The organism is Microbacterium sp. CFBP9034 (assembly GCF_034045255.1).
Classification (GTDB): domain Bacteria; phylum Actinomycetota; class Actinomycetes; order Actinomycetales; family Microbacteriaceae; genus Microbacterium.
The window spans coordinates 2,148,003-2,172,502 of the sequence record NZ_JAXCWC010000001.1; the positions used below are offsets into that span (position 1 = coordinate 2,148,003).

The 24,500-nt window shown below is 71.6% G+C and carries 25 protein-coding genes; 24 read left to right on the top strand and 1 reads right to left on the bottom strand.

Features of this window, described 5'->3' with window-relative positions:
* Nucleotide 1 precedes the first annotated feature (1 nt).
* The 13 genes from pyrR to SOM19_RS09920 all read left to right on the top strand — a co-directional run bounded on the left by pyrR (nucleotide 2) and on the right by SOM19_RS09920 (nucleotide 15,471).
* Nucleotides 2–532 carry a bifunctional pyr operon transcriptional regulator/uracil phosphoribosyltransferase PyrR gene (gene pyrR, locus SOM19_RS09860; protein ID WP_320486339.1) on the top strand — a complete coding sequence of 177 codons (531 nt, stop codon included), beginning with the start codon at nucleotides 2–4 and terminating at the stop codon, nucleotides 530–532.
* Nucleotides 529–1,515: an aspartate carbamoyltransferase catalytic subunit gene (locus SOM19_RS09865; RefSeq protein WP_320486340.1), complete on the top strand. Its 987-nt coding sequence runs from the start codon at nucleotides 529–531 to the stop codon at nucleotides 1,513–1,515. The genes pyrR and SOM19_RS09865 overlap by 4 nt, the downstream gene beginning before the upstream one ends.
* Nucleotides 1,512–2,855: a dihydroorotase gene (locus tag SOM19_RS09870; protein ID WP_320486341.1), complete on the top strand. Its 1,344-nt coding sequence runs from the start codon at nucleotides 1,512–1,514 to the stop codon at nucleotides 2,853–2,855. The genes SOM19_RS09865 and SOM19_RS09870 overlap by 4 nt, the downstream gene beginning before the upstream one ends.
* A complete protein-coding gene (locus SOM19_RS09875) occupies nucleotides 2,852–3,361 on the top strand; it encodes a PH-like domain-containing protein (protein ID WP_320486342.1) in 510 nt (169 codons plus the stop codon). Before SOM19_RS09870 ends, SOM19_RS09875 begins: the two co-directional genes overlap by 4 nt.
* Nucleotides 3,358–4,512, top strand: a complete 1,155-nt coding sequence (gene carA / locus SOM19_RS09880; protein ID WP_320486343.1) for a glutamine-hydrolyzing carbamoyl-phosphate synthase small subunit — start codon at nucleotides 3,358–3,360, stop codon at nucleotides 4,510–4,512. The genes SOM19_RS09875 and carA overlap by 4 nt, the downstream gene beginning before the upstream one ends.
* Nucleotides 4,505–7,792, top strand: coding sequence for a carbamoyl-phosphate synthase large subunit (gene carB / locus SOM19_RS09885; protein ID WP_320486344.1), 3,288 nt, complete (start codon nucleotides 4,505–4,507; stop codon nucleotides 7,790–7,792). The genes carA and carB overlap by 8 nt, the downstream gene beginning before the upstream one ends.
* Entirely contained in the window at nucleotides 7,789–8,649 is an 861-nt protein-coding gene (pyrF, locus tag SOM19_RS09890; RefSeq protein WP_320486345.1) for an orotidine-5'-phosphate decarboxylase, read from the top strand. Before carB ends, pyrF begins: the two co-directional genes overlap by 4 nt.
* Nucleotides 8,642–9,538 (top strand): guanylate kinase, encoded by an 897-nt coding sequence (gene gmk, locus SOM19_RS09895; protein WP_320486346.1) that lies wholly within the window; start codon nucleotides 8,642–8,644, stop codon nucleotides 9,536–9,538. Before pyrF ends, gmk begins: the two co-directional genes overlap by 8 nt.
* Before the next feature lie 90 nt (nucleotides 9,539–9,628).
* Entirely contained in the window at nucleotides 9,629–9,883 is a 255-nt protein-coding gene (gene rpoZ, locus SOM19_RS09900) for a DNA-directed RNA polymerase subunit omega (protein ID WP_320486347.1), read from the top strand.
* An 86-nt stretch (nucleotides 9,884–9,969) separates the two neighbouring features.
* Nucleotides 9,970–11,163 carry a methionine adenosyltransferase gene (gene metK, locus SOM19_RS09905; RefSeq protein WP_320486348.1) on the top strand — a complete coding sequence of 398 codons (1,194 nt, stop codon included), beginning with the start codon at nucleotides 9,970–9,972 and terminating at the stop codon, nucleotides 11,161–11,163.
* A gap of 30 nt (nucleotides 11,164–11,193) precedes the next feature.
* Nucleotides 11,194–13,170: a primosomal protein N' family DNA-binding protein gene (locus SOM19_RS09910; protein ID WP_320486349.1), complete on the top strand. Its 1,977-nt coding sequence runs from the start codon at nucleotides 11,194–11,196 to the stop codon at nucleotides 13,168–13,170.
* A gap of 10 nt (nucleotides 13,171–13,180) precedes the next feature.
* Entirely contained in the window at nucleotides 13,181–14,104 is a 924-nt protein-coding gene (gene fmt, locus SOM19_RS09915) for a methionyl-tRNA formyltransferase (protein ID WP_320486350.1), read from the top strand.
* Nucleotides 14,101–15,471: an RsmB/NOP family class I SAM-dependent RNA methyltransferase gene (locus SOM19_RS09920; RefSeq protein ID WP_320486351.1), complete on the top strand. Its 1,371-nt coding sequence runs from the start codon at nucleotides 14,101–14,103 to the stop codon at nucleotides 15,469–15,471. Before fmt ends, SOM19_RS09920 begins: the two co-directional genes overlap by 4 nt.
* A gap of 25 nt (nucleotides 15,472–15,496) precedes the next feature.
* Here SOM19_RS09920 and glsA read toward each other — a convergent pair whose 3' ends face one another.
* A complete protein-coding gene (gene glsA / locus SOM19_RS09925; protein ID WP_320486352.1) occupies nucleotides 15,497–16,669 on the bottom strand; it encodes a glutaminase A in 1,173 nt (390 codons plus the stop codon).
* 20 nt (nucleotides 16,670–16,689) lie between these two features.
* Between glsA and rpe the strand changes: the two genes are divergently transcribed.
* The 11 genes from rpe to lgt are packed head-to-tail and all read left to right on the top strand — an operon-like array spanning nucleotide 16,690 to nucleotide 24,462.
* Nucleotides 16,690–17,382 carry a ribulose-phosphate 3-epimerase gene (gene rpe / locus SOM19_RS09930; protein ID WP_320486353.1) on the top strand — a complete coding sequence of 231 codons (693 nt, stop codon included), beginning with the start codon at nucleotides 16,690–16,692 and terminating at the stop codon, nucleotides 17,380–17,382.
* Nucleotides 17,383–17,439: 57 nt separating this feature from the next.
* Complete coding sequence (locus SOM19_RS09935; protein ID WP_045302883.1) at nucleotides 17,440–17,703, top strand: phosphoribosyl-ATP diphosphatase; 264 nt, start codon at nucleotides 17,440–17,442, stop codon at nucleotides 17,701–17,703.
* Nucleotides 17,704–17,746: 43 nt separating this feature from the next.
* Nucleotides 17,747–18,589 (top strand): ATP phosphoribosyltransferase, encoded by an 843-nt coding sequence (hisG, locus tag SOM19_RS09940; protein WP_320486354.1) that lies wholly within the window; start codon nucleotides 17,747–17,749, stop codon nucleotides 18,587–18,589.
* The gene (gene hisF, locus SOM19_RS09945) at nucleotides 18,589–19,362 is read left to right on the top strand and encodes an imidazole glycerol phosphate synthase subunit HisF (protein ID WP_320486355.1); all 774 of its coding nucleotides are present in this window, start codon (nucleotides 18,589–18,591) and stop codon (nucleotides 19,360–19,362) included. The genes hisG and hisF overlap by 1 nt, the downstream gene beginning before the upstream one ends.
* A complete protein-coding gene (hisI, locus tag SOM19_RS09950; RefSeq protein ID WP_320486356.1) occupies nucleotides 19,359–19,724 on the top strand; it encodes a phosphoribosyl-AMP cyclohydrolase in 366 nt (121 codons plus the stop codon). Before hisF ends, hisI begins: the two co-directional genes overlap by 4 nt.
* Nucleotides 19,721–20,329 carry a Trp biosynthesis-associated membrane protein gene (locus SOM19_RS09955; protein ID WP_320486357.1) on the top strand — a complete coding sequence of 203 codons (609 nt, stop codon included), beginning with the start codon at nucleotides 19,721–19,723 and terminating at the stop codon, nucleotides 20,327–20,329. Before hisI ends, SOM19_RS09955 begins: the two co-directional genes overlap by 4 nt.
* Before the next feature lie 30 nt (nucleotides 20,330–20,359).
* Nucleotides 20,360–20,590, top strand: coding sequence for a DUF6704 family protein (locus SOM19_RS09960; protein ID WP_320486358.1), 231 nt, complete (start codon nucleotides 20,360–20,362; stop codon nucleotides 20,588–20,590).
* 1 nt (nucleotide 20,591) lies between these two features.
* Complete coding sequence (gene trpC, locus SOM19_RS09965; protein WP_320486359.1) at nucleotides 20,592–21,368, top strand: indole-3-glycerol phosphate synthase TrpC; 777 nt, start codon at nucleotides 20,592–20,594, stop codon at nucleotides 21,366–21,368.
* On the top strand, nucleotides 21,365–22,633 hold the full coding sequence (gene trpB, locus SOM19_RS09970) for a tryptophan synthase subunit beta (RefSeq protein ID WP_320486360.1): 1,269 nt from the start codon (nucleotides 21,365–21,367) through the stop codon (nucleotides 22,631–22,633). Before trpC ends, trpB begins: the two co-directional genes overlap by 4 nt.
* Nucleotides 22,630–23,424, top strand: a complete 795-nt coding sequence (gene trpA, locus SOM19_RS09975; RefSeq protein ID WP_320486361.1) for a tryptophan synthase subunit alpha — start codon at nucleotides 22,630–22,632, stop codon at nucleotides 23,422–23,424. The genes trpB and trpA overlap by 4 nt, the downstream gene beginning before the upstream one ends.
* Nucleotides 23,425–23,478: 54 nt before the next feature.
* On the top strand, nucleotides 23,479–24,462 hold the full coding sequence (lgt, locus tag SOM19_RS09980) for a prolipoprotein diacylglyceryl transferase (RefSeq protein ID WP_320486362.1): 984 nt from the start codon (nucleotides 23,479–23,481) through the stop codon (nucleotides 24,460–24,462).
* The last annotated feature ends 38 nt before the right edge of the window (nucleotides 24,463–24,500 follow it).

The following is a 24,500-nucleotide window of genomic DNA, read 5'->3' on the forward strand; positions in this document are numbered from 1 at the left end:
GATGAGCACGCGAACCGTGCTGCACGAGGCCGACATCGCCCGGGCTTTGACTCGGATCTCCCACGAGATCCTGGAGTCCAACAGAGGCCCAGAGAATCTCGTCCTCCTCGGCATCCCCACTCGAGGAGTCACCCTCGCGCACCGCATCGCGGCGCTCGTCGCCGAGTTCGGCGGAGCACGCGTGCCGGTCGGCGCGCTCGACGTCACGATGTACCGCGACGACCTGCACCGCAATCCGACGCGCGCCCCGCAGCCGACCGCCATCCCGCCGGGCGGCATCGACGGCAAGACCGTCGTCCTCGTCGACGATGTCCTGTTCTCGGGACGCAGCATCCGGGCCGCGCTCGACGCCCTGCAGGACATCGGGCGCCCCGCGGCGGTGCGGCTCGCGACGCTCGTCGATCGAGGCCATCGCGAGCTGCCGATCCGGCCCGACTTCGTGGGCAAGAACCTTCCGAGCTCGCGGGACGAGCGCGTCAACGTGCGGCTGTCGGAGACCGACGGCCGCGAGGAGGTGACGATCGAGTCATGAGGCACCTCCTCGACACCAAGACCCTCTCGCGCAGCGATGCGCTGCGCATCCTCGACGTCGCCGAGGACATGGCCGACACCCAGCAGCGCGAGGTCAGGAAGCTGCCCACGCTGCGCGGCAAGACGGTCGTGAACCTCTTCTTCGAGGACTCCACGCGCACCCGCATCTCGTTCGAGGCCGCGGCCAAGCGACTCTCGGCCGACGTCATCAACTTCTCCGCCAAGGGCTCGAGCGTCTCCAAGGGCGAGTCGCTCCAGGACACCGCGCAGACCTTGCAGGCGATGGGTGCGGATGCCGTGGTCATCCGCCACGGAGCGTCCGGGGCGCCCCGCACCCTGGCCACGAGCGGCTGGATCACCGCCGGCGTCGTGAACGCGGGAGACGGCACCCACGAGCATCCGACGCAGGCCCTGCTCGACGCCTACACGATCCGCAAGCGCCGGTTCGGCGCCGACAGCCGAGGCCGTGATCTGGCGGGGGTCAAAGTCACGATCGTCGGTGACATCCTGCACTCGCGCGTCGCCCGCTCGAACGTGTGGCTCCTCGACACGCTGGGCGCGCAGGTGACGCTGGTCGCGCCGCCGACGCTCGTGCCGCAGGATGTCTCGGCCTGGCCCGCCCGCATCTCGTACGACCTCGACGAGACGATCGCCGCAGGACCGGACGCGCTGATGATGCTCCGCATCCAGCTCGAGCGCATGAACGCCGCGTATTTCCCGACTGAACGGGAGTATTCCCGACGCTGGGGGCTCGACGCCGGGCGGCTGGCCGCTCTCGGGGCCGATAGCATTGTCATGCACCCCGGCCCCATGAACCGGGGCCTCGAGATCTCCGCAGAGGCCGCGGACTCGCCCCGCTCGACCGTGCTCGAGCAGGTCGCGAACGGCGTCTCGGTGCGCATGGCCGCGCTCTACCTGCTTCTGGCAGGCGCGGAGCGCGACACCGATACCACGACGGACTCCGAGAAGGGCCAGACACCATGAGCGGACGGGGATACGCCGGCGGCGGCTCGGCGACCGAGACCCTCCTCTTCCGCGGGGCCCGGGTCGAGGGATCCGCCACCGCCGACGTGATCGTCGCGGACGGCCGGATCGCGGAGATCGGCCCGGGCCTCAGCCGGGCCGGCGCGACGGTGGTCGACGCCGAAGGACTTGTGCTGCTGCCCGGCCTGGTGGACCTGCACACGCACCTGCGCGAACCCGGGTACGAGGCATCCGAGACGATCCTGACCGGATCGCGCGCGGCCGCAGCGGGCGGGTACACCGCGGTGTTCGCGATGCCGAACACCTCGCCCGTCGCCGACACCGCCGGGGTCGTCGAGCAGGAGCTCGCGCTCGGCGAGGCGGCGGGCTTCGTCACGCTGCAGCCGATCGGCGCCGTCACGGTCGGGCAGAAGGGCGAACGGCTCGCGGAACTCGGCGCCATGGCCGACTCCCGCGCCCGGGTTCGCGTCTTCAGCGACGACGGCTTCTGCGTGTGGGACCCGCTGATCATGCGCCGCGCGCTCGAGTACGTGAAGGCGTTCGACGGCGTCATCGCCCAGCACGCGCAGGATCCCCGACTCACCGAGGGCGCCCAGATGAACGAGGGCGCCGTCTCGGCCGAGCTCGGTCTCGCCGGCTGGCCCGCGGTCGCCGAGGAGTCGATCATCGCGCGCGACGTGCTGCTCGCCGAGCATGTCGGCTCGCGCCTGCACGTCTGCCACCTGTCGACGGCAGGGTCGGTCGACATCATCCGCTGGGCCAAGAAGCGCGGCGTCGACGTCACCGCCGAGGTGACGCCGCACCACCTCCTCCTCACCGACGAGCTCGTCCGCGATTATGACGCGCGCTTCAAGGTGAATCCGCCGCTGCGGCGCGAAGAGGATGTGCTCGCGGTCCGCGAGGGCCTCGCCGACGGCACGATCGACATCGTCGCGACCGATCACGCGCCGCATCCCGCCGAGTCCAAGGCGTGCGAGTGGCACGCGGCCGCGAACGGCATGGTCGGCCTCGAGAGCGCGCTGAGGGTCGTTCAGCAGGCCATGGTCGACACGGGCCTCCTGACCTGGGGCGACGTGGCACGCGTGATGTCGCGCGAGCCGGCTCGCATCGGACGTCTCCGAGGACACGGCACGCCGCTGACCGAGGGCCAGCCCGCCTCCCTCTCCTTCTACGACCCGTCGCCGGTGCGCACCTTCACGAAGGACGACCTCCGCGGTCGGAGCATCAACTCGCCCTACCTCGGGCGCGAGCTGCCCGGCGAGGTGCGCTGGACGCTGCACGCCGGCACCGTGACGGTCGCCGACGGCGCGCTGCTCGACGCGCCGGGGGTCCGCGCATGACCCGCGAAGGCGCCCTCACCGTCATCGTGGCGGTCGTCGTGGTGCTCATCGGGCTCGGCGTCTGGGCCTGGCGCCGCCGCACCCGCCGCGATGCCGCTCCGCTGATCCAGCCCGGCGAGCTGCCGGCGGATGCCGCGATCGTGGCCACCTTCGACGCGCTCTACGTCGCGACGACGAAGCACGACACGCCTCTCGAGCGGATCGCCGCGCCCGGCCTCGGGTTCCGCAGCAAGGCCGGCGTCACCGTGGCCGACGCCGGTGTGGCGATCGATCTGACCGGCCAGGACCGCTTCGTCCTCACGACGGACCGGATCGTGGACGCCGGCCAGTCCACCGTCGCGATCGACCGGGTCGTCGAACCCGGCGGCCTCGTACGCATCGCCTGGCGCACCGACGCCCACACGGTCGTCGACTCCTACTTCCGCCCGCAGGATGCCCCGGCCCGCGCCCTCGCCGACGCGGTGTCCGGCATCCTGACCTCCACCCAGACGGGAACCGACGAATGACCTCCCTGTTCCAGTCCGACCCGGCCCTGCTCGTCCTGGAGGACGGCACGCGCCATGTCGGCCGCGCCTACGGCGCCCTCGGCACGACGCTCGGCGAAGTGGTCTTCGCCACCGGGATGACCGGCTACCAGGAGACCCTCACCGACCCCTCCTACGCCGGGCAGATCGTCCTGCAGACGGCGCCCCACATCGGCAACACCGGCATGAACGGCGAAGACCACGAGTCGCGCCGCATCTGGGTGTCGGGCTACATCGTGCGCGACCCGTCCCGCGTGGTGTCCAACTGGCGCGCCGACGAATCGCTCGACGCCGCCCTCGTCAGCGACGGCGTCATCGGCATCAGCGGCATCGACACCCGCGCGGTCACCCGTCACATCCGCTCAGCGGGCAGCATGCGCGGCGGCATCTTCTCGGGAGACGCGGCCGCGCTCGACGCGGATCAGCAGCTGGCCCTCGTGCGCGAGGCGCCCGCGATGACCGGTCAGAACCTGTCGGCGTCGGTCTCGGTCTCCGTGGCGGAGATCACCCGCGCGACCGTCGAACGCGTCGGCAACCTCGCCGTCCTCGATCTCGGCGTCAAGCAGGCGACCATCAACAACCTCGCGGCGCGCGGCTTCGACGTGCACGTCCTGCCGCAGGACGCGACGATCGACGACATCCGCGCCATCGACCCGGTCGCGGTGTTCTACTCCAACGGCCCCGGCGACCCGGCGGCCTCGGACGACCACGTCGAGCTCCTCCGTGCGGTGCTCGATGACGGACTGCCGTTCTTCGGCATCTGCTTCGGCAACCAGCTGCTCGGCCGCGCGCTCGGTCTCGGAACCTTCAAACTGCCTTTCGGACACCGCGGCATCAACCAGCCGGTGCTCGACAAGACGACCGGCCGCGTGGAGATCACGGCGCACAACCACGGGTTCGCCGTCGATGCGCCGATCGAGGGCGAGTTCGACAGCCCGAACGGCTACGGCCGCGTCGAGGTCAGCCATGTGGGCCTCAACGACGACGTGGTGGAAGGGCTCCGCGCCCTGGACATCCCCGCGTTCTCCGTGCAGTACCACCCCGAGGCGGCCGCCGGCCCGCATGACGCCAACTACCTCTTCGATCGCTTCCGTGACCTCGTGGTCACGACCCAGAAGGACAAGAATGCCTAAGCGCGACGACATCAACTCGGTCCTCGTGATCGGATCCGGCCCCATCGTCATCGGCCAGGCGTGCGAGTTCGACTACTCCGGCACGCAGGCCTGCCGGGTGCTGCGCGAGGAGGGCGTGCGCGTCATCCTGGTCAACTCGAACCCGGCCACGATCATGACCGACCCCGACTTCGCCGATGCGACCTACATCGAGCCGATCACGTGGCAGGTCATCGAGACGATCATCGCCAAGGAGAAGCCCGATGCCATCCTGCCGACCCTCGGCGGCCAGACGGCACTGAACGCCGCGATCGACCTGCACAACAACGGGATACTCGAGAAGTACGACGTCGAGCTGATCGGGGCGAACTTCGAGGCGATCAACAAGGGCGAAGACCGTCAGATCTTCAAGCAGCTGGTGCTCGACGCCGGCGCCGACGTCGCCCGCAGCCACATCGCCCACACGATGGACGAGGTGCTCGCGGGGGCAGCCGACCTCGGCTACCCGCTCGTGGTGCGACCCAGCTTCACGATGGGCGGCCTCGGCTCGGGCTTCGCCTACGACGAGAACGATCTGCGGCGCATCGCCGGCGCGGGCCTCCGTGATTCGCCGACCACCGAGGTCCTGCTCGAGGAGTCGATCCTCGGGTGGAAGGAGTACGAGCTCGAGCTCATGCGCGACACCGCCGACAACACGGTGGTCGTCTGCTCGATCGAGAACGTCGACCCGGTGGGCGTGCACACCGGCGACTCCATCACCGTCGCACCGGCGCTGACCCTCACCGACCGGGAGTACCAGAAGCTCCGCGACATCGGCATCGACATCATCCGCGCGGTGGGCGTCGACACGGGCGGCTGCAACATCCAGTTCGCGATCGATCCCGCGGACGGCCGCATCATCGTCATCGAGATGAATCCCCGGGTGTCACGGTCCTCGGCGCTGGCCTCCAAGGCCACCGGCTTCCCGATCGCGAAGATCGCCGCCAAGCTCGCCATCGGCTACCGCCTCGACGAGATCCCGAACGACATCACGAAGGTGACGCCCGCCAGCTTCGAGCCGACGCTCGACTACGTCGTGGTCAAGGTCCCGCGCTTCAACTTCGAGAAGTTCCCCGCGGCGGACACGACCCTGACCACCACCATGAAGTCGGTGGGCGAGGCGATGGCGATCGGACGCAACTACGCCACGGCCCTGCAGAAGGCGCTGCGCTCCCTCGAGAAGCGCGGCTCGAGCTTCCACTGGGGCCCCCAGCCGCGCTCGGCGGAAGAGCTGCTGGAGATCTCGAAGAAGCCCACGGACGGGCGCATCGTCGTGCTCCAGCAGGCGCTGCGCCAGGGCGCGACCGTCGAGCAGGCATTCGAGGCCACCAAGATCGATCCGTGGTTCCTCGACCAGATCGTGCTGATCAACGAGGTCGCCGAGTTCGTGCGACAGGCCGGCGAGCTGGATGCGGCGACCCTCCGCATCGCCAAGGAGCACGGCTTCAGCGACGCCCAGCTCGCGCAGCTCCGCGGCATCGGCGAGGCCGAGGTCCGCGGCATCCGTCACGGGCTCGGCCTGCGCCCCGTCTACAAGACGGTGGACACCTGCGCGGGGGAGTTCCCCGCGCTCACCCCGTACCACTACTCCAGCTACGACTTCGAGACCGAGGTCTCGCCCTCGGACCGCACCAAGATCGTGATCATCGGCTCGGGCCCCAACCGCATCGGGCAGGGCGTCGAGTTCGACTACTCGTGCGTGCATGCCTCGTTCGCCCTCTCCGACGCCGGGTACGAGACCGTCATGGTCAACTGCAACCCCGAGACGGTGTCGACGGACTACGACACGTCGGACCGCCTCTACTTCGAGCCGCTGACGCTCGAGGACGTCCTCGAGGTGCTCCACGCCGAATCGCGCTCGGGGACGATCCTCGGCGTCATCTGCCAGCTCGGAGGCCAGACGCCGCTCGGACTCGCGAAGGGCATCGAGGACGCCGGCTACAACATCCTCGGCACGAAGCCCGCCGCGATCGACCTCGCCGAAGAGCGCGAGCTGTTCTCGCGGCTGCTCGACGACGCGGGCCTCGTCGCGCCCCGGCACGGCACGGCCGTGGACGTGGATGGCGCGGTGACGATCGCCGAGGAGATCGGCTACCCCGTGCTCGTGCGCCCCAGCTTCGTGCTCGGCGGCCGCGGCATGGAGATCGTCTACGACACCGTGAGCCTGCGCGATTACTTCGTCCGCACCGCCGGCGAGGTCATCGTCGAGCCGGGCAAGCCACTGCTGGTCGACCGCTTCCTCGACGACGCGATCGAGATCGACGTGGACGCCCTGTTCGACGGCACCGAGCTGTACATCGGCGGCGTCATGGAGCACCTCGAAGAGGCCGGCATCCACTCGGGCGACTCGAGCTGCACGCTGCCGCCGGTGAGTCTGGGCCGCACCGACATCGACCGCGTGCGGGTCGCCACGCACGCCATCGCCGAGGGCGTCGGGGTGATGGGGCTGCTGAACGTGCAGTTCGCGATCTCGGCCGGGGTGCTCTACGTCATCGAGGCGAACCCGCGGGCGAGCCGCACGGTGCCGTTCGTGTCGAAGGCGCTCGGCATCCCGCTCGCGAAGGCCGCCAGCCGCATCATGGCCGGGTCGACCATCGCCGAGCTGAAGGCCGAGGGCCTGCTGCCCGCCCAGGACGGATCGCGGGTGCCGCTCGACGCTCCGGTCGCCGTCAAGGAGGCCGTGCTGCCCTTCAAGCGGTTCCGCACTGCCGACGGCCAGACGGTGGATTCGGTGCTCGGTCCGGAGATGCGCTCGACCGGCGAGGTCATGGGCATCGACCGCGATTTCCCGACGGCGTTCGCCAAGTCGCAGGAGGCCGCGTACGGCGGCATGCCGCTCGAGGGCACCGTCTTCATCTCCGTCGCCGACAGCGACAAGCGCGCCGTCATCCTCCCCGCCCACCGGCTGCAGGAGCTCGGCTTCGAGATCCTCGCCACCGAGGGCACCGCCGAGATCCTCGCGCGCAACGGCATCGCGGTGCGCGTGGTGAACAAGTACTCCGAGACCCAGGAGTCGGGCGCGACCAACATCGTCGATCTGATCAACGCCGGCGAGATCGACATGGTGGTCAACACCCCGAGCGGCGGCAGCGCGCGCGCCGACGGCTACGAGATCCGCGCAGCCGCCGTGGCCGGCGACAAGGCGCTGTTCACGACGATGGCCGTGCTCGGCGCCGCCGTGAGCGCCCTCCCGGTGCTGCGCGAGGGCTTCGCGGTGAGAAGCCTCCAGGAGTACGCGGCCGATCGGGCGGTGCGCGCGTGACGTCGTTCGGCGAGCGCCTGCGCGACACCCTCGACGCGCGGGGCCCCTTGTGCGTGGGGATCGATCCGCACGAGCATCTGCTCGCCGAGTGGGGTCTGGATGCCTCGGCCACCGGCGTGCGGGAGTTCGGGCTGCGCGTCGTCGAAGCCGCCGCCGGGCGTGTCGGCATCGTCAAGCCGCAGGTGGCGTTCTTCGAGCGCTTCGGCTCGAAGGGCTTCGCCGCACTCGAGGACGTCATGGCCGCAGCCCGCGACGCCGGGCTCATCCTGATCGCCGACGCCAAGCGCGGCGACATCGGTTCGACGATGGACGGATACGCCGCGGCGTGGCTGACCGCGGGCTCGCCGCTCGAAGCCGATGCCCTGACCCTCAGCCCTTACCTCGGCCCGGAGTCGCTGCGCACGACCCTGACCACGGCGGTGCGCGCCGACAAGGGCGCATTCGTGCTCGCGGCGACGAGCAACCCCGAGGCCTACGCGATCCAGAGCGCCCGCACGATCGACGTCGCCGCGACCGACGACGAGTCGGTCGCGGAACGGGTCGCACGCGACGTCGGCTGGATCAACGGCTCCGGCGCGTTCTCGGGCGGTCTCGGGCCGATCGGGCTCGTGGTCGGAGCGACGGTCGACCGCACCGTGATCGGGCTCCCCGACGAGGCCCTGCTCGGTGCACCCCTGCTCGTGCCCGGATTCGGCGCCCAGGGTGCGCTTCCGGCCGACCTGCCGACGCTGTTCGGGGCGCTCGCACCCAACGTCATCGCGTCCGAGAGTCGCAGCATCCTCGGCGCGGGACCCGACGGCCTCGCCGGCAGGATCGAGGAACGCGCGGCGCTGTACACCGGAGGTGCCCGTGGCTGACGCCCGCACCCCTCCCGACGTCGACCGGGTCGCGGCATCCCGTCGCGCCGTCGCCGCGCGCCGAGAGCGCGCCGCACTGAAGAAGGACGTCGCCATGCGCGTCATCACGCCGCAGGAGCTGCTGCGTCGTGCGCTGGCCGAGCCGGAGTCGCCGGCCGGGGCCATGCGCGTGACGGAGTTCCTGACGGCGATCCCGGCCATCGGCGAAGGCAAGCGGGACCGTATTCTCGCGGAGCTCGCGATCTCGCCGGTCAAGCGGCTGGGCGGCCTCGGCACGCGGCAGCGCGACCAGCTCCGGCGCTTCCTCGATGAGCGGTGGCCCGAGCTCGCGCCCCGCGGCGGCCGCAGCCGGCTGGTCGTCCTCGCCGGCCCGACCGCCGTCGGCAAAGGCACCGTCGCGGCGCACATCAAGGACCACCACCCCGAGATCCACCTGTCCGTCTCAGCCACGACGCGCGCCGCGCGCCCCGGCGAGGTGGACGGCGAGCACTACTTCTTCGTCGACGACGCCGAGTTCGATCGGCTGGTCGCGGCGGGGGAGCTGCTGGAGTACGCGACCGTGCACAACGCCCACCGCTACGGCACGCCACGAGCGCCGATCGAGAAGGTGCTCGCCGACGGCCGAACGGCACTCCTCGAGATCGACCTGCAGGGAGCACGCCAGGTACGCGCCGCTGATCCGTCCGCGACGCTGGTGTTCCTGCTGCCACCCAGCTGGGACGAGCTCGTCCAGCGCCTGGTCGGGCGGGGCACCGAAGACGACGAGGAGCGCGCCCGCCGCCTCCGCACCGCCAAGACCGAGCTGGCCTCCCAGGGCGAGTTCGATTTCCGCGTCGTGAACGACGACGTGGCGCGTGCGGCGGACGAGGTGGCACGCCTTGCGCGCTGATTCGCAGCCGCTGGCGTAGAATGGCAGGATGCCTCGGCGCGTCCGAGGCCTCAGACCTTTCCACCCGTCATCCGATCCAGGAGGATTCCCATGGCAGGAACGAACCAGGGCATCATCGAGCCCCCCATCGACAGCCTTCTCGAGAAGGTCGACTCGAAGTACCAGCTGGTGATCTTCGCGTCCAAGCGCGCCCGTCAGATCAACGACTACTACTCCGACCTGCACGAGGGCAACCTCTTCGACAACGTCGGCCCGCTGGTGGACTCCACCGTCGAGGACAAGCCGCTGACGATCGCGATGCACGAGATCCACGAAGACAAGCTGCGCCTGCGTCACATCGAATAGGCGTATGACCTTCTGATGCCCCCGGGGCGGCGCTGTCCGCCTCCGGGGGCATACTGGTGCCTGCACTCTTCCGATCTGGAGCATCGATGACCGAACTGCGTCTGTTCACGTCCGAATCCGTCACCGAGGGGCACCCCGACAAGATCTGCGACCAGATCTCGGACAGCATCCTCGACGCGATCCTCACCGCCGATCCGCGCGGCCGCGTCGCCGTCGAGACCCTCGTCACGACGGGTCTGGTCCACGTCGCCGGCGAGGTCTCCACCTCGGCCTACGTCGAGATCCCGGCGATCGTGCGCGGAGTGGTGAACCGCATCGGCTACACCTCGAGCGAGACCGGCTTCGACGGCGACTCCTGCGGCGTGAGCGTCTCGATCGGCGCACAGTCCTCCGACATCGCCGCCGGCGTCGACAAGGCCTTCGAGCGCCGCGAGGACGGGTCGGAGGACCCGCACGACCTGCAGGGCGCCGGCGACCAGGGCATCATGTTCGGCTACGCGACCACCGAGACGCCGCAGCTCATGCCCATGGCGGCATGGACCGCGCACCGGATGGCGGAGCGCCTTGCCGACGTCCGCCGCTCCGGCGAGCTGCCGTTCCTGCGCCCCGACGGCAAGACCCAGGTCACCCTCGGCTACGACGGCGACACCCCGCGCACGGTCGACTCGATCGTGCTGTCGACCCAGCATCAGCCCGACATCTCGCAGAAGGCGCTGCGCGCCGCCGTGCGGGCCGAGGTCATCGACCCCGTGCTCGAGGCGACCGGGCTCGACGCCTCCGGCGTGAAGTACTACATCAACCCTGCCGGTCCCTTCGTCATCGGCGGCCCCAAGGGCGACGCGGGCCTCACCGGCCGCAAGATCATCATCGACACGTACGGCGGCGCCTCCCGGCACGGCGGCGGGGCGTTCAGCGGCAAGGACCCGTCGAAGGTCGACCGCTCGGCCGCCTACGCGATGCGGTGGGTCGCGAAGAACGCCGTCGCCGCCGGACTCGCCGACCGACTCGAGGTGCAGGTCGCCTACGCGATCGGCAAGGCCAAGCCGGTCGGGCTCTACGTCGAGACGTTCGGCACCGGCCGGGTCTCCGACGAGGCGATCACCCGGGCGATCCTCGACGTGTTCGACCTCCGGCCGAAGGCGATCATCGACCAGCTCGACCTGCTGCGCCCGATCTACGCGAAGACGGCGGCCTACGGGCACTTCGGGCGCGAGCTGCCCGAGTTCACCTGGGAGCGCACCGACCGCGCAGACGACCTCCGCGCCGCCGCCGGACTCTGACGTGAGGCCGGGGGCCGCCGGAGGTCTGGCATGACCGCGCGGCGGGTGGCGCGCGTCCTCATCGACTCGCCGCTGCCGCAGCTCGACCGCCTGTTCGACTACGCGATCCCCGCCGAGCTCGAGAGCGCCGCGGTCCCGGGGGTGCGCGTGCGCGTGCCGCTGCGCACCGCGGGACGCGTGGTCGACGGGTACCTCGTGGAGGTGGGGGAGCCGGATGCCTCCGACCGCCCGCTGTCCGAGCTCGACGCCGTCGTCTCGCCCGTCCGCGTCCTGACGCCGCGGCTCTACGCCCTGGCGCGGCGCTGCGCCGACCGCGCCGCGGGCTCGGCGGGCGACATCCTGCGCCTGGCAATCCCCAAGCGCATGGTGCGTGCCGAGAAGGCCTGGCTCGCCGCCGACGCTCCGCAGCCCCCGCGGGTCGACGATCGCGTCCGGTCATGGTCGGAGTCCGTGCTCGGGACCTACCCCGGTTTCGGCGACGCCATCGATGCCGCCGCACGGCTCGCGGTCGACGCACCGCCGACCACCGACGACCTCCCCGGGGGCGAGGCCGTGGGTTCGTGGGCGGTGCTGCTCGTCGCCGCCGCGGTGCGCGCCCTCGCCTCTGGGCGCAGCGCGATCCTGGTGGTGCCCGACCATCGCGACCGGGCGCAGCTCGAGGCGGTGCTGGCGGGGCGCGTCCCGCCGGAGGCCGTCGTGCGCCACGATGCCCAGCAGAGCTCGCCGGTGCGGTATGCCGCGTTCCTGCGCACCCTCGCGGAGGTGCCGTGCATCGTCATCGGCAATCGCTCGGCCGTGTATGCCCCGGTCCACGATCTCGGCCTCGTCGCGCTGTGGGACGACGGCGATCCGCTGCTCGCCGAGCAGCTGAGCCCCGGCGTGCACGCACGCGACGCCGCGCTGCTCCGCCAGGAGCTCGACGGCGGCGCCCTGGTCTTCGCCGGACACACCCGCACCACCGACGTCGAGCGGCTCGTCGCGCTGGGCTGGGTGCGCGATCTCCCCGCCACCCGGCGTCCGAGCCCGCGGGTCGTGCTGAGCGCCACGCGCGAGGGCGAGGCCCGCGGATCCCGCGTGCCCTCGGCCGCGTTCGCGGCCGCGAGGGAGGCGCTCGCGCACGGTCCCGTGCTCGTGCAGGTCTCAAGGCCCGGCTACGCGCCCGTGCTGGTGTGCGCCGAGTGCCGGCATCCGGCCCGCTGCACCCACTGCGGCGGCCCGCTGCACGCCGCCCGACAGGGGGCGGTGCCGACGTGCACGTGGTGCGGCCGTGCGGCCGGCGGCTGGACGTGCCCGGACTGCCCGTCCACCCGGGTGCGCATGGCGTCGTCGGGCAGCGAGCGCACGGCCGACGAGCTCGGTCGCGCGTTTCCCGGAGTGAGGGTCATCGTCGCCGACGGCGATCACCCGGTGACCCACGTCGACGCCCGACCGGCGCTCGTGGTGTCGACCCGGGGCGCTGAGCCGCTCGCCTCCGGGGGGTACCGCGCCGTGATCCTCCTCGACGGCGACCGGATGCTGCTCGCCGACGACCTGCGGATCGGCGAGTCCTGCCTGCGCTGGTGGTCCAACGCCGCGGCCCTGGCGGCACCGGGTGCGCCCGTGCACCTGGTGGGCGTCACCGGAGCGGTGGCGCGTGCCCTCGCGACGTGGACGCACGCGGCCTACGCGCGCGCCGAGCTCGCCGATCGCGCACCCCTGCGCATGCCGCCCACGGTCCGCGTCGCGGCGCTCGACGGCACGCTGCCGGTCATCGACGCCGCGATCGCCGCGCTGCGTGCCGCGGTGCCCGAGCTCGACGGCGACGCCGTGCTCGGACCGCTGGCCCACGATGACTCCATGCGAGCGCTGGTGCGGTTCGACTACGCGCTCGGCGCGCGGGTCGCCGAGAGTCTCCGTGCCTCCGTCGTCAGCCAGGCGATCGCCTCCCGCCGTCCGGTGAAGGGGCGCACACCCGGTCCCCGCAATACACTCAGAGTCCGGGTCGACGTGCCCGATCTCGATCTGTGAGGAACCCCCCATGCGCCTCGTCTTCGCCGGCACGCCCGAACCGGCGGTCCCGTCTCTGCGCCGGCTCGCGGCATCCGATCACGACATCGCCGCGGTGATCACACGCCGCGATGCGCCCCTCGGCCGCAAGCGCGTCCTGACCCCGTCGCCCGTCGCGGCGGCTGCGGCGGATCTGGGCCTCGGTGTGATCCGCGCCGACCGGCTCGATGCCGACGTCAGCGGGCGGATCGCGGCGCTCGCTCCGGATCTCGGGGTGATCGTGGCCTACGGCGGGCTCGTCCGAGAGCCGCTGCTTTCCACGCCGGCCCACGGGTGGATCAACCTGCACTTCTCGCTCCTGCCGCGGTGGCGCGGAGCGGCGCCCGTGCAGCATGCCCTCATCGCCGGCGACGAGCGGACGGGTGCAAGCGTCTTCCAGCTCGTCCCCGAGCTCGATGCCGGGGCCGTGTTCGCGGAGCGTGCGGACGAGGTGCCCTCCGACGCCACCGCCGGCGCTCTGCTCGCCTCGCTGGCGCACAGCGGCGCCGACCTGCTGCTCGAGGTCATCGACGCGATCGCGGCGGGAACCGCCGTCGCCACGCCGCAGACCGGCGAGCCGACGTACGCCTCCAAGCTCGGCGACGCCGACGGCGCCGTGCGGTGGTCGGAGCCCCGGGCGTCGGTGCTCGGACGCATCCGCGGCGTCACGCCCGAGCCCGGAGCCCACACCACCGTCGACGGCGCGCGGCTGAAGATCCTGGCCGCCCGGCCCGCCTCGCCGGACGCGCCGACCCTGGCTCCCGGCGCGATGGCCCTCCACGAGCGCCACGTCCTGGTGGGCACGGGCAGCGAGCCGATCGCGCTCGACTCCGTGCAGCCCGCCGGCAAGGGCGCCATGCGCGCCGCGGACTGGTGGCGCGGCCGGCGCGCGGCCGACCCGGTGGCCGGCCTGTGAGCGCCGTCGCCGACTCCCGCCGGGTCGCGTACGACACGATCCGCGCCGTCCACGAGTCCGACGCGTACGCCAACCTCCTCCTGCCGACGCTCATCGGCCGTGCCGGCCTCGCGACGGCCGACGCCGCCCTCGCCACGGAGCTGACCTACGGCACGCTCCGGAGGCAGGGCACCTACGACGCCGTCATCGCGATCGCGGCGGACCGCGACGTCGCCGAGATCGATCCGGCGGTGCTCGACGCGCTCCGCCTCGGGGTGCACCAGCTGCTGTCGACGCGCGTCGCCTCTCACGCGGCCGTCAACGAGTCCGTCGAGCTGGCGCGCTCCGCGGGCAGCCGCGGAGCGGCGGGCTTCACGAACGCCGTGCTCCGGCGAGTCTCGCGGGACACACCCGGAGACTGGATGACGCGCATCGCCGCGGGCGCCCGCTCCGACGACGAGAAGCTCGGCCTGCTGTTCTCCCACCCGGTCTGGGTGGTGCGGGCGTTCCGCCGTGCACTGGCCGCCGAGGGGCGCGCGGACGAGCTCGAGGCGCTGCTCACGGCCGACAACGCCGCGCCGCGCGTCACGATGGTGGCACTCCCCGGCATCGCCGAAGTTCCCGAGGACGCGCGACGCACGCCGTTCTCCCCGTTCGGCTTCCGGCTCTCCGGCGGTGACCCCGAGGCCGTCATCCGCGGCTCCGAAGGGCGCACGCGCGTCCAGGACGAGGGCTCGCAGCTGGCGGCGCTCGCGCTCAGCCGGGCGCTGCCCGTGCGACCGGGTGAGCGGTGGCTCGACCTGTGCGCCGGACCCGGAGGCAAGACCGCCCTTCTGGCCGCCGAGGCGCTCGCGCACGGAGCGACGCTCGAGGCGAACGAGATCTCGCCGTCTCGTGCCGGCCTCGTGCGGCGGGCGCTGGAAGGCGTGCCGCTCGAGGTGCCGGTGTCGGAGGAGGACGGACGGGAACGTGCCGGGGAGGCGCCGGACACCTACGACCGCATCCTCGTGGACGCCCCGTGCACCGGGCTCGGCGCGCTCCGCAGGCGGCCCGAGGCCCGCTGGCGCAAGTCTCCGGGCGACGTGCCCGAGCTCACCGAGCTGCAGCGGGACCTCCTGAATGCGGCCGTGGGTGCGCTCAGACCCGGGGGAGTGGTCGCCTACGTCACGTGCTCGCCCCACCTCGCCGAGACCGCCGGGGTCGTCGCCGAGGTGCGACGCGAATGGGGCGCCGCCCTGGAGGAGCTGTCCGCACGCGACGTGCTGATCGCCATCTCGGATGCCGATCCCGACCTTCCCGTCCCGAACGACGGCTCCGGGCGCGCTCAGCTGTGGCCGCACCGCCACAACACCGACGCGATGTCGATCTCGCTGCTGCGCCGGGTCTGACGCACCCGGGCGTTCCGGCCCCTGGTCACTGCTCGATCACGAAGCCGAGGGGAAGTCCGTCGAACTCGGTCTGGAGGGCGGCCATCGCTCCGGGGTGTGCGCGCGCCACCTCCCGCGCGTCGAGCGTCACCGTCGACCCGGCAGGCAGACCGGTGGCGAGCTCTCGCAGCACGGCGAAGACGCGCTCGGCGCCCGCGTAGCCGAGCTCTCCGCTCAGCCGCACGACGGGCCCCGTCTCGCCGGGATGCACGGCGACCACCGGAACAGCGATGCTCTCGTGCGGCTCCAGAAGGTGCATCCCGAGCTGATCGGAGAGTCCCTCGACGACGGCCACGGCCCGCACGCTGTTGCCGTGCCGGTCCAGGCGTGGGCTGAACGCCGCGACGCCGAACTGCGAGGGCGCGACCGCGAGGAGACCACCGCTCACCCCGCTCTTCGCCGGCAGGCCGACGCGCAGCAGCCACTCGCCGGAGAAGTCGTACATGCCGCAGCTGGCCATGATCGACAGCACGTCGCGCGCGACCCGCTCCTCGACCACTTGGACCTTCGTCGTCGGGTTGAAGCCGCCGAAGGCGAGAGTGGCGGCCATCGCGGCGAGGTCCCGGACGGTGACGAGCAGCGAGCACTGGCGGAAGTACGACTCGACGGCGAGGTCGACGGACGCGTCGATCACGTCGTAGGACTTCAGCAGGTGCGCGAGCGCCCGGTTGCGGTCGCCGGTGGCGGACTCGGACGCGTAGACCGCCTCGTCCACGCGCAGCTCACGTCCGGCGAACCCCGACAGCAGGTCGATGATCCGGGCGGTGCGCGCCTCGATCGTGTCGCCGCCGATCAGCGAGGTCGTGGCGATCGCCCCCGCGTTGATCATCGGATTGGCCGGCCGGCCGGTGCCGGCCTCGAGACTGATGGCGTTGAACGGCTCGCCGCTGGGCTCGGCGCCCACCTTCGCCATGACGGCGTCCAGTCCGTGCTCCACGAGGGCGAGGGCCAGCACGAACGGTTTCGACATCGACTGGATCGTGAACTCGACGTCGTCGTCGCCGGCAGACCACACGCGGCCGCGCGGTCCGACGGCGGCAAGCGCCAGATGCTCCGGATCGACATCCGCGAGCTCGGGGATGTACGAGGCCGGGGCCCCGCCGGAAAGAGGCCTGACCTCTTCGATCGCACCGCTGAGCAGCGCCGTGATGGAGTCCACGGCTCGACCATAATGGACGCGTGCCCCTCCGCGACGAGAACGGCCGCGACGGCGGCATCCGCATCAACCCGAGCATCCTGGCGGCCGACTTCGTCAACATGCAGGCCGAGCTCGCCCGCATCGCCGCGGCGGATTACGTCCACGTCGACGTCATGGACAACCACTTCGTCCCCAACCTCACGTTCGGGCCTCAGATGGTCGAGCGCATCCAGGCGACGAGCCCGATTCCGCTCGACGTGCACCTGATGATCGCCGACCCCGACCGCTGGGCGCCGCAGTACGCCGAGCTGGGTGCGGCCTCGGTCACGTTCCACCTCGAGGCCGCGACCGAGCCCGTGGCTCTCGCCCGGCGCCTGCGAGAAATGGGTGCGCGCGCGGGCGTCGCCATCAAACCCGCCACCGCCGTCGAGAGCCTGTTCGATCTGCTCAACGACTTCGACCAGATCCTCGTGATGACCGTCGAGCCGGGCTTCGGCGGCCAGTCGTTCATGCCCGAGACGATGCCGAAGCTGCGCCGGCTCGCCGACGAGGCGCGGCGCCGGGGGTCAGCGGTGTGGCTGCAGGTGGACGGCGGGATCGGCGAGGCGACGATCGCGGAGGCCGCCGAAGCGGGCGCCGACACCTTCGTGGCAGGATCCGCCGTCTTCGGGGCGAGCGACCCCGAGGCCGCCATCGCCGGGCTCCGGGCCTCCGCGGCCCGCCACGCGCACTGACGGGTCGATCGCGTCACGCGGCGCCGCGGCATCCGTCCGGTTCGATACCCTGGCATGGTGAAGACGTTCGACACGCTGTACGCCGAGCTCGCCGCGAAAGCGGCTGAGCGCCCCGAGGGATCGGGCACCGTCGCGCAGCTGGACGCGGGCGTCCACGCGATCGGCAAGAAGATCGTGGAGGAGGCCGCCGAGGTCTGGATGGCGGCCGAGTACGAGTCGACGGATGCCGCGGCCGAGGAGATCTCGCAGCTGCTGTACCACCTGCAGGTGCTGATGCTCGCGAAGGGGCTGAGCCTCGAAGACGTCTACCGACATCTCTGAGCGCGCCCCCTTCCTCCTCCCTCGAACCGAAAGCCCCGCTGCCATGCTGCGAATCGCCGTGCCGAACAAGGGCTCGCTCGCCGAGACCGCCTCCGAGATGCTCCACGAGGCGGGCTACACCGGTCGACGCGACCCGAAGGACCTGCACGTCATCGACCCTCAGAACGAGGTCGAGTTCTTCTACCTCCGCCCGAAGGACATCGCGACGTACGTCGGGTCCGGCGCCCTCGACGTCGGCATCACCGGCCGCGACCTGCTGCTCGACGCGCGGATGCCGGGCGCCCGCGAGATCGAGGCCCTCGGCTTCGGCGGCTCCACGTTCCGCTTCGCGGGCCCCCCTGGCCGGTTCGCCGACGTGACGGACCTCGAGGGGATGCGCGTCGCCACGGCCTATCCGGGGCTCGTGGACGGGTTCCTCGACGACCACGGCGTCGCCGTCGACCTGGTGCCTCTCGATGGCGCCGTGGAGTCGGCCGTGCGCCTGGGAGTGGCGGATGCCGTCGCCGACGTCGTCTCGACCGGAACGACGCTGCGCCAGGCCGGTCTGGAGATCTTCGGCCCGGTGATCCTCGAGTCGGACGCCGTGCTGATCAGCGGGCCCACCGAGGCCGAGGGCACCGAGACGCTGCTGCGGCGCCTGCGCGGCGTCATGGTCGCCCGCCGCTACGTGCTCATCGATTACGACCTGCCGGCCAGGCTCGTCGACGAGGCGGCCAAGCTCGCTCCCGGCATCGAGTCGCCCACCATCTCGCCCCTGCGCGACCCGGAGTGGGTGGCCGTGCGGGTCATGAGCCCGCGCAAGGACGCCAACCAGGTGATGGACGCGCTCTATGCGCTCGGCGCGCGCGCGATCCTCGTGACGGCGATCCACAACGCGAGGCTGTGATGAGCCTCGTCTGCCGCGTCATCCCGTGTCTCGACGTCGCCGCCGGACGCGTCGTCAAAGGGGTCAACTTCGACAATCTCCGCGACATGGGCGATCCCGTCGAACTCGCCCGGGAGTACTTCCGTCAGGGCGCCGACGAGCTGACGTTCCTCGATGTCACCGCGACCGTCGACGAGCGCGCCACGACCTACGACGTCGTGCGCCGCACCGCCGAGGAGGTCTTCATCCCTCTGACGGTGGGCGGGGGAGTGCGCTCCACCGACGATGTGGCACGGCTCCTGGCGGTCGGCGCGGACAAGATCGGCGTCAACTCCGCCGCGATCGCGCGACCCGACCTGCTCGACGAGATCGCCGATCGCTTCGGGGCCCAGGTGCTCGTGCTATCGCTCGATGTGAAGCGGGCGCCGACGACCGAGTCGGGTTTCGTCGTGACGACCCACGGCGGTCGCACCGAGACCACGCTCGACGCGCTCGAGTGGGCGCGCGAGGCGATCGAACGGGGCGCGGGCGAGCTCCTCGTGAACTCCATCGACGCCGACGGCACGCGCGAGGGGTTCGATCTGGAGCTGGTGGCCCTGATGCGCGAGGTCTCGAGCGTCCCCGTCATCGCCTCCGGCGGCGCCGGGCGGGCCGAGGACTTCGGTCCCGCCATCGAGGCGGGCGCCAACGCCGTGCTCGCGGCATCCGTCTTCCACTCCGGCCAGCTCACCGTCGGCGATGTGAAGAGGGCGATGACCGCGGACGGCATCGCGGTGCGGGAGGTGCGCGCGTGAGCGAGACGGTGCAGGACCGCATCGATCGGGTGGCGTTCAACCCGGACGGCCTGGTCGCGGCCATCGTCCAGCAGTGGGACACGCGCGAGGTCCTGATGCTCGGGTGGATGGATGCCGAAGCCCTCCGACGCACGCTCACCACCGGCCGGGTCACGTTCTGGTCGCGCTCGCGCCAGGAGTACTGGCGCAAGGGCGACACGTCCGGGCACATCCAGCTCGTGCGCGGCGCACGCCTCGACTGCGACGGCGACGCCATCCTGCTCGAGGTCGATCAGGTGGGCCCCGCCTGCCACACCGGCACGCGCACCTGCTTCGACGCGGACGACCTCGACCCCGTCGCCGGGCCGGAGCGCCCCGCGTGATCCGTCGCGCCCGGCTGCTCGCGGTGGTCCTGATCGTGGCCTGCGGCGCGATCGGGGTGATCTCGTCGACGCAGACGTGGCTCACCGTCGTGCTGGACGACGGCGCGGAGCGAGGGCTCGCCGTTCCCGGCGCCTCAGCCATCCCGGTGCTGGCACCCCTCAGTCTCGCCGTCCTCGCGCTCGGCGGTGCGCTGTCGATCGTCGGCCTCGTGCTGCGGTACGTCTTCGGCGCGCTCACCGCGGTCATCGGGGCGCTGCTCGCCTGGCTCACCGCCCAGGTCGCCTTCAGCCACCCCACGACGGCGGTGGCGGCCACGGTGACAGAGGCCACGGGCATCACCGGCGAGGCGGCGGTCGCTGCCCTCGTGGCGTCCATCACGGCGACCGCCTGGCCCGTGGTGACCCTCGTCGCCTGGATCGTGCTGCTGGCCGCCGGGGTGTTCGCGGTCGTGACCGCCGCGCGATGGAAGGCCGGCGATCGCCGCTATCGCACCGACGAGACGGCGACCACGGCCCACGCTGCGGGGTCACGACCGCCCGACGCGATCGACTCGTGGGACGACCTCTCGCGTGGCGATGATCCCACTGACCGCCCGCTAGACTGACGACATCCGCGCCAACACTGGAGGAGAACCATGAGCAACCACATCGGCGACCCCGGCCACGGACACTCGCCCGCCGCCTGGACGGCGGTCGTGATCATGCTCGTGGCGGTCACCCTCGGCACGTTCTTCTACTGGTTCGACATGCCGGTGCTCGTCTGGGCGTCGGCCGGACTGCTCCTCGTCGGCGCGATCGTCGGCTGGGCGATGGCCAAGGCCGGCTACGGCGCCAACGGTCCGAAGTACGCCTCGAAAGAGCACTGACGTGCTCGCCGACCTCACGGCCGGCGCGGTTCAGGATGCCGAGGCCCGCGCCTCGGAGCGGCCCCTCGCGGCCGTCGAGTCAGCCGCTCTGGCCCAGGCTCCCGCGCGCGACGCCCTGACCGTCCTCGCCCCCGCCGATCGCGTCAAGATCATCGCCGAGGTGAAGCGCGCGAGCCCGTCGCGCGGCGACCTCGCCGACATCCCCGACCCCGCGCTCCAGGCGCGGCGGTACGAGGAGGGCGGCGCCTCGGCGATCTCCGTCCTCACCGAGGGCCGCAGGTTCAAGGGCAGCCTCGCCGACCTCGAGGCCGTGAAGGGCGCCGTCGGGCTTCCGGTCCTGCGCAAGGACTTCATCGCCATGGAGTACCAGGTGCTCGAGGCCCGCGCGTCGGGCGCCGACCTCGTGCTGCTCATCGTCGCCGCCCTCGAGCAGGATGTGCTCGCCCGGCTCCACGCGCTGGTCCTCGAACTCGGGATGACGCCGCTGGTCGAGACGCATTCCGCCGACGAGGTCGAGCGCGCCGCCCAGCTCGGGGCTCGCCTCATCGGGGTCAACGCCCGCAACCTCTCCACCTTCGAGCTCGACCGCGACCTGTTCGGCCGGCTCGCGGACCGCATCCCGGCCGACGCGATCAAGATCGCGGAGTCCGCTGTCCTCGCCCCCGCCGACGTCGCGCACTACCGCGCTGCCGGCGCCGACGTGGTGCTGGTGGGCGAGGCCCTCGTGACGAACGACCCGGTGTCCACCCTGCACGCGTTCCTGGAGGCCGGCGCATGAGTCTTCGCGAGGCATCCGGCCCCTTCTTCGGAGAATTCGGCGGGCGCTACATGCCCGAGTCGCTCATCGCTGCCATCGATGAGCTCACCGCCGAGTACGAGGCTGCCAAGGCCGACCCGGCGTTCCAAGCCGAGTTCGTGCGACTGCTGCACTCCTACGCCGGCCGTCCGTCGCCGATCACCGAGGTCGAGCGCTTCGCCGCTCACGCCGGCGGCGCGCGGGTGTTCCTCAAGCGCGAGGACCTCAACCACACGGGCTCGCACAAGATCAACAACGTCCTGGGCCAGGCGCTGCTCACCCAGCGGCTCGGCAAGACGCGTGTCATCGCCGAGACCGGCGCCGGCCAGCACGGCGTCGCGACCGCCACCGCGGCGGCGCTGTTCGGCCTCGACTGCACGATCTACATGGGCGAGGTCGACACCGAGCGACAAGCGCTCAACGTCGCCCGTATGCGCCTGCTCGGCGCCGAGGTCGTGCCCGTCACGACCGGGTCGCGCACCCTGAAGGACGCGATCAACGACGCGTACCGCGACTGGGTCGCGACAGTCGAGACCACGAACTACATCTTCGGCACCGCGGCGGGCCCGCATCCGTTCCCTGCCATGGTGCGCGACTTCCAGAAGGTCATCAGCGAAGAGGCGCGCGCCCAGCTGCTCGATGAGGCGGGCCGGCTGCCGGATGCCGTCATCGCGTGCGTCGGCGGAGGCTCGAACGCGATCGGCATGTTCGACGCCTTCCTCGACGACGAGGGCGTGAGGCTGTACGGGGTCGAGGCGGCCGGCGACGGCGTCGACACGCCCCGTCACGCCGCGTCGATCGAGCGCGGCCGCCCCGGCGTACTGCACGGCGCGAAGACCTTCGTGCTGCAGGACGAGGACGGCCAGACGATCGAGTCGCACTCGATCTCGGCCGGGCTGGACTATCCCGGCGTCGGGCCGGAGCACGCCTGGCTCGCATCGATCGGCCGCGCGGAGTACATTCCCGCGACCGACGACGAGGCGATGCAGGCGCTGCGACTCCTCTCGGAGACCGAGGGGATCATCCCCGCGATCGAGTCGGCGCACGCCCTGGCCGGCGCGCTGCGCATCGGCCGCGAGCTCGGACCCGACGCGATCCTCGCGGTGTGCCTGTCGGGGCGCGGCGACAAGGACATGGACACCGCGGCCCGCTATTTCGCGCTCTACGACGACGCCGCTGCCGCAGCGGCGCCCGTGGCGCCCGCCCCTCCGGCGGCGGAGGCCAAGGGCGAGGGGACGAAGCTGTGACCTCTCGCGTCGCCGCGGCGATCGAGTCCGCGCACGCCGCCGGGCGCGGTGCGCTCATCGGCTACCTCCCGCTCGGCTTCCCCGACCTGCAGACGAGCATCGACGCGGCGGTGACCCTCGCCGAGAACGGCGCCGACGTCCTCGAGCTCGGCCCGCCGTACTCGGATCCCGTCATGGACGGCACCGTCATCCAGGAGGCGACTCAGGCCGCCCTCGCGGGCGGGTTCCGGCTGCGCGACACCTTCACGGCCGTCGCCGAGATCACCCGTCGTGTCGACGTGCCGGTGCTCGTGATGACGTACTGGAATCCGGTGCTGCAGTACGGGGTCGACCGATATGCCGACGATCTCGCCGCGGCCGGCGGCGCCGGACTCATCACCCCCGACATCACGCCCGAGTCCGCGGCCGAGTGGCTCGCGGCGAGCGAGCGCACGGGTCTCGACCGCGTCTTCCTCGCCGCCCCGACCTCCACCGACGAGCGCCTGGACCTGATCGTCGCCAACTCGACGGGCTTCATCTACACGGTCTCGACGATGGGCATCACGGGCGAGAGGGCGCAGCTGGATGCCGCCGCCCGCACCCTCGTCGGCCGCCTGCGCGAGCGCGGCGCCGAACACGCCTGCGTCGGGATCGGGATCTCGAACGCCGACCAGGTCTCGAGCGTGCTCGACTACGCCGACGGCGCCATCGTCGGCACCGCCCTCGTCCGCGCCCTGCGCGACGGCGGGCTCGACGGGCTCGCCGCGGCGACCCGCGCCCTCGCCGATGGCACCGTGCGCGTCGCGAATTAGACTTCTCAGGTCGGCCCGCCGCCGGCGCCCCCATCAGCAAGGAATCGATCGCCCATGATCAACGCTGCACAGACCCTCACGCAGAGTGTGGTCGCCAGCATCCCGAGCCCGTCGGTCAGCTCGTTCCAGCTCGGCCCGCTCACGATCCACTTCTACGCGCTGTGCATCATCGCGGGCATCGTCCTCGCGGTGCTGCTGACGAACCACCGTCTCACCAAGCGAGGCGCCGAGCCGTGGGTCGTCATCGACATCGCGCTGCTCGCGGTGCCGATCGCCATCATCGGCGCGCGGTTCTACCACGTCCTCACCCACTGGGACTTCTACTTCGGCGAGGGTGCCAACCCGCTCTCGGCGCTGTTCATCTGGGAGGGCGGCATCGCGATCTACGGCGCGCTCATCGCGGGCGCGTTCGGTGCGTGGCTCGGCTGCCGGTGGACCGGCATCCGGTTCTGGACGTTCGCGGACGCCCTCGCCCCGGGACTTCTGCTCGCCCAGGCGATCGGCCGGTTCGGGAACTGGTTCAACCAGGAGCTCTACGGCCTTCCCACGGATGCGCCGTGGGGCCTCGAGATCGACTATCCGAACGCCGCGTGGCCCGTCGGCCTGCCCGAGGGCACGCTGTTCCACCCGACCTTCCTCTACGAAGTGCTCTGGAACGGCCTCGGCGTGATCGTGCTGCTGTGGGTCGGTCACAAGTTCCGCCTGCAGTGGGGCCGCCTCTTCGCCCTGTACCTCGTCTGGTACAGCAGCGGGCGCATCGTCTGGGAGTCGATCCGCATCGACCCGAGCGAGATCATCCTCGGCCTGCGCACCAACGTCTGGGCCGCCATCCTCGGCGTGATCCTCGGTCTCGTGATCTTCTTCGTGCAGAAGCGGCGTCATCCCGGGTACGAGCCGTCGCCGTACGTGCCCGGCCGCGAGTGGCACCCCGAAGGCACGGTACAATCTCAGAACACCGACGACTTCGTCGACGTCACCGAACCCCCGACGTCCGCAGTCGAGGAGGCCAGCGCCACAAGCACTCCTGCCACGAAGTAACGCACGCTCCGAGGAGCACGGGCCGACGTCGTCCCATT